We start from the raw sequence: 4,896 nt of genomic DNA, 5'->3' as shown, positions 1-4,896 counted from the left end.
GTGCCGGTCTCGTCGACCGGCACCGGGCCTCCCGTCACCGTCCCCGACGGTCGTGGCGGGCCGCAGCCCGTCGGCTCACCGTCGTCGACGTCCCTGGACCACCGGCGTCGCCGTGGTCTGGACCTTCGAGCCCGCGTAGATGTGCTCGACGTCCGCGGCGAAGTCGCGCATCACGACCGCGCGCTTGATCGTCAACTTGGGCGTCAGGTGGCCCGACGCCTCGGTGAGCTCCGTGTCCAGGATCGTGAACGAGCGCACGGACTCGGCGCGCGAGACGCGGCCGTTCGCCGCGTCGATCGCCTCCTGCACCGCCCGGTGGACGCGGTCGTCGTAGGCGGCTTCGTGCGCGGAGAGCGCCGGCTCGATCCCGCGCGAGGCGCACCAGCCGGGCAGCATGTCCCGGTCGAGCGTGACGAGGGCGGCGACGAACGGCTTGGCCTCGCCGACGACGACGACCTGCCCGACGAGCGGGTGCTCACGGATGCCGTCCTCGAGCGGCGCCGGTGCGACGTTCTTGCCGCTCGCGGTGACGATGAGCTCCTTCGCGCGACCCGTGACGGTGAGGATCCCGTTCCCGTCGAGGCGGCCGAGGTCGCCCGTCCGGAACCAGCCCGCGGCGAAGGCCGCCGCCGTCGCCTCGGGGTTGTTCCAGTAGCGGTCGAAGACGTCCACGCCGCGGATCAGGATCTCCTCGTCGTCGGCGATCCGGACCTCGACGCCGGGCAGCGCGCGCCCGACCGACCCGATGCGGAGCTCACCGGCGCGGTTCACGGTCGCCGGAGCCGTGGTCTCGGTGAGCCCGTAGCCCTCGAGGATCAGCACCCCGATCGACCGGAAGAAGTGCGACAGCCGGGGCGAGAGCGGGGCGGAACCGCTGATCGCGTACTGCACCCGTCCGCCCATGGCGTCGCGCAGCCTGCTGTAGACGAGCCGGTCGAACAACCGGAAGCGCAGGCGCAGGCCGAGCGGGACGCGACCGGTGGCGAGGGCCTCGGAATGCGCGACCGCGGTGGCCGCCGCGGCGCGGAACACCTTGCCCCGCCCGCCGAGGTCGGCCTTCTGCTCGGCCGAGTTGTAGATCTTCTCGAAGACGCGGGGAACGGCGAGCAGGAACGACGGTCGGAAGGTCGACACCGCCCGCATCAGGTCCTTCGTGTCCGGCTCGTGCCCGACGAGCACCCCGGTCGAGATGCTCATCACGGCGATGAACCGCGCGAAGACGTGGGCGAGCGGGATGAACAGCAGGGTCGAGGACCCGTCGGCCACCACCTCGGGCATGGCCTCGGTCGCACCCTCGACGGTTGCGGTGAAGTTGTCGTGGCGCAGGACGCAGCCCTTCGGCCGCCCCATCGTGCCCGAGGTGTAGATGATCGTGGCGTCGTCGTGCCCGTGCACGTCGGCCGTCCGGGCGTCGAGTTCGTCGTCGGTGACGTCCTCGCCGAGCCGGGTCAGGTCGTCGAGGCCGCCGCCGTCGATCGTCCAGTGCTGCCCGAGGTGTGGCAGGTCCGCGGCGATCCCGGCCACGCGGCGTGCGTGCTCCTCCTGTTCGACCACGACGGCGACGGACTCGGAGTCGCCGAGGATCCACCGGACCTGGTCGGGGGAGCTCGTCTCGTACACGGGCACCGACACGAGCCCGGCGGTCCACACCGCGAAGTCGACGAGCGTCCACTCGAGTCGGGTGCGCGACAGGATGGCCACGTGTGCGCCCGGCTCGAGCCCCGCGGCGACGAAGCCCTTCGCGATGCCGCGGACGCGCCGCTCGACCTCGGCGGCAGTGATGGTGGTCCACGTGTCGCCGTGCCGTTCCGCCAGGATCGGTCGGTCGGGGGTGGCCCGTGCCCGATCGGCGAGCAGGCGTGCTGCCGAGCCGTGGTCCGGGGCGGCCGGAGCCGCGTCGTGGTGTGACTCGCTGGTGGGTACGGGTCGTTGATCGTTCACGGCAACTCCCTTGTCGACCGGTTCGATGGCGAGGTCGTCTCATGTTGAGGCCTCTGTTCCCAGCATAGAGGCGGATGTCGCACGTTCGATGCGCACGCAGCGAACCGGTAGGCTCGGTCTTCGTGCACGCCATCGGAATTGACATCGGGGGCACCAAGATCGCGGGAGCGGTCGTCACGGAACTGGGCGAGATCGTCGCCGAGGACCGCGTCGCCACGAACGCTGCGGACCCGGACGCCATGCTGGACGACGTCGTCGCGATGGTCTCGCGACTCCGCGCCGCGAACGACGTCGGCGCGGTCGGCGTCGCCGCCCCGGGCTTCATCGACGCCTCGCAGTCGATCGTCTACTACACGCCCAACATCCGGTGGCGGAACGAGCCCCTGCGGCAGAAGCTGCAGCAGCGCCTCGGCGACCTGCACATCACCGTCGACAACGACGCCAACGCTGCCGGGTGGGCCGAGTTCCGCTTCGGCGCCGGGCGTCTGGTGTCCGACATGACCATGCTGACGATCGGCACCGGGGTCGGCGGCGCGATCGTCACCGAGGACCGCCTGTTCCGCGGCGGCTTCGGCACCGGTGGCGAGATCGGCCACCTGCGCATCGTCCCGAACGGCCTGCCCTGCGGCTGTGGCGCCCGTGGGTGCATCGAGCAGTACGGCTCCGGCCGTGCCCTCCAGCGCATGGCGAACGACGTCGCCGACGCCGGCGGGATCGGCGTCGCACTGGCCCAGGCGCGTGACGACAACGGCGGCCAGCTCGACGGCGCGGTCGTCGGCGAGCTCATCCTGGCCGACGACCCCGGAGCCCTGGCGGCCCTGCGTCGTCTCGGCCGGCACCTCGGCGAGGCCTGCGCGTCCCTGTCGGCCGTGCTCGACCCGCAGCTGTTCGTCTTCGGCGGCGGCGTCGCCAGCGCGGGGGAGCGCCTGCTCGACCCGATCCGCCAGGCGTACCTCAACAACCTCCCGGCCCGCGGGTACCACCCGGAGCCGGACTTCGTGATCGCGGAACTCGTCAACGACGCCGGTGTCGTCGGTGCCGCGGACCTCGCGCGGATCCACGCCCGTACCGCCTGACGCCCGCTGCCCGCCCCACCCACGACGGAGTCGACGATGCTCTACTGGCTGCTGAAGAACTTCCTGCTCGGCCCGCTCATCCTGACGCTGTTCCGGCCGTGGGTGGTCGGTCGTGAGCACGTCCCGACCTCGGGGCCGGTCATCTTCGCGTCGAACCACGTCTCGTTCATCGACTCGGTGATCCTGCCCGCCGTGCTCGACCGTCGCATGTCCTTCCTGGCGAAGAGCGACTACTTCACCGGCCGGGGGCTCAAGGGCTGGGCGACGAAGACCTTCTTCAACGCGATCGGCCAGCTGCCCATCGACCGGTCCGGCGGCAAGGCCTCCGAGGCGTCGCTCCGCACCGGCCTGCAGGTGCTGGCCCGCGGCGAGCAGCTCGGCATCTACCCGGAGGGCACCCGCAGCCCCGACGGCAAGCTCTACCGCGGCCGCACCGGCATCGCCCGGATGATCCTCGAGGGCCGCGTGGTCGTGGTCCCCGTCGCGATGATCGGCACCAGAGAGGTGCAGCAGATCGGCCAGCGCTTCCCGAAGTTCAAGCGCGTCGGGGTCGTGTTCGGCAAGCCGCTCGACTTCTCGCGCTTCCAGGGCTTCGAGACCGACCGGTTCATCCTGCGCAGCGTGACGGACGAGGTCATGCACGAGCTCGCCGGGCTCAGTCGCCAGGAGTACGAGGACGTCTACGCGACGAGCGTCAAGGAGCGGGCCAGCTCCGCACGCGAGCAGGTCATGCGAGAGCGCCGCAGCACCCCTGCACGGTAGGGTGGGACGGTTCCGGCGTCCCGTCGGACCACCGCCAGCGAGAGAACACCGAGGTACCGCCTTGTCCGAGTCGACCGACTTCGTCGCCCTGCAGGAACCGGACGCGATCGACGGTCTCGACTACTGGCGCACGCTCCCGATCAAGCAGCAGCCGACGTGGCCGGACCAGGCAGCGGCCGAAGCCGCCTCTGCCGAGCTCGCCACGCTGCCGCCGCTCGTCTTCGCCGGCGAGGTCGACCAGCTCCGCGACCGGCTCGCCGCCGCCGCCCAGGGCAAGGCCTTCCTGCTGCAGGGCGGTGACTGCGCCGAGACCTTCGCCGGGGCGACCGCCGACTCGATCCGCGACCGCGTCAAGACGATCCTGCAGATGGCGGTCGTGCTGACGTACGGCGCCTCGATGCCCGTCGTCAAGATGGGCCGCATGGCCGGTCAGTTCGCCAAACCCCGCTCGAGCGACCTCGAGACCCGCGGCGACGTCACGCTGCCGGCCTACCGCGGCGACATCGTGAACGGCTACGACTTCACGCCGGAGTCCCGCCAGGCCGACCCGCGCCGCCTGGTGCAGGGCTACCACACGGCCGCGTCGACCCTGAACCTGGTCCGCGCCTTCACGCAGGGCGGGTTCGCCGACCTGCGCCAGGTGCACTCGTGGAACAAGGGCTTCGCGTCGAACCCGGCGAACGCCCGGTACGAGCACCTCGCCCAGGAGATCGACCGCGCGATCCGGTTCATGGGTGCCTGCGGGGCCGACTTCGACCAGCTCAAGCACGTCGAGTTCTTCGCCTCGCACGAGGGCCTGCTCATGGACTACGAGCGTCCGATGACCCGGATCGACTCGCGCTCCGGGCTGGCGTACGACACCTCCGGTCACTTCATCTGGATCGGGGAGCGCACGCGGGACCTCGACGGGGCCCACGTGGACTTCCTGTCGCGGGTCCGCAACCCGATCGGCGTCAAGCTCGGTCCGACCACCACGGTCGCCGACATGGAAGCCCTGATCGAGAAGCTCGACCCGAACCGCGAGCCCGGCCGTCTCACGTTCATCACCCGCATGGGCGCCGGACGCATCCGCGACGAGCTCCCCAAGCTGCTCGAGGCCATCAAGGGCATGGACGCC

Annotated in this window: 4 protein-coding genes; 3 read left to right on the top strand and 1 reads right to left on the bottom strand. The window is 71.1% G+C overall.

The genetic code is table 11. The features are described from left to right. Positions 1-75: 75 nt before the first annotated feature. Complete coding sequence (locus ASG04_RS14110; protein ID WP_056125483.1) at positions 76-1,941, bottom strand: AMP-dependent synthetase/ligase; 1,866 nt, start codon at positions 1,939-1,941, stop codon at positions 76-78. 122 nt (positions 1,942-2,063) lie between these two features. Between ASG04_RS14110 and ASG04_RS14105 the strand changes: the two genes are divergently transcribed. From ASG04_RS14105 to ASG04_RS14095, 3 genes are all read left to right on the top strand, one after another. Next, on the top strand, positions 2,064-3,017 hold the full coding sequence (locus ASG04_RS14105; RefSeq protein ID WP_056125482.1) for an ROK family glucokinase: 954 nt from the start codon (positions 2,064-2,066) through the stop codon (positions 3,015-3,017). Positions 3,018-3,053: 36 nt separating this feature from the next. Next, positions 3,054-3,779, top strand: a complete 726-nt coding sequence (locus ASG04_RS14100) for a lysophospholipid acyltransferase family protein (RefSeq protein ID WP_056125480.1) — start codon at positions 3,054-3,056, stop codon at positions 3,777-3,779. A gap of 61 nt (positions 3,780-3,840) precedes the next feature. Beyond that, positions 3,841-4,896: 3-deoxy-7-phosphoheptulonate synthase (locus tag ASG04_RS14095; RefSeq protein WP_235515550.1), on the top strand; the 1,056-nt coding region annotated here is incomplete at its 3' end.

This window comes from Curtobacterium sp. Leaf183, from assembly GCF_001424385.1.
GTDB lineage: Bacteria > Actinomycetota > Actinomycetes > Actinomycetales > Microbacteriaceae > Curtobacterium.
The sequence above is the reverse complement of the archived record's forward strand: the minus strand, read 5'-3'. Positions and strand labels throughout refer to the sequence as shown.

Excerpts from the sequence above, each read along its gene's own strand:
- ASG04_RS14100 (WP_056125480.1), top strand. The coding sequence starts at position 3,054 with ATGCTCTACTGGCTGCTGAAGAACTTCCTGCTCGGCCCGCTCATCCTG.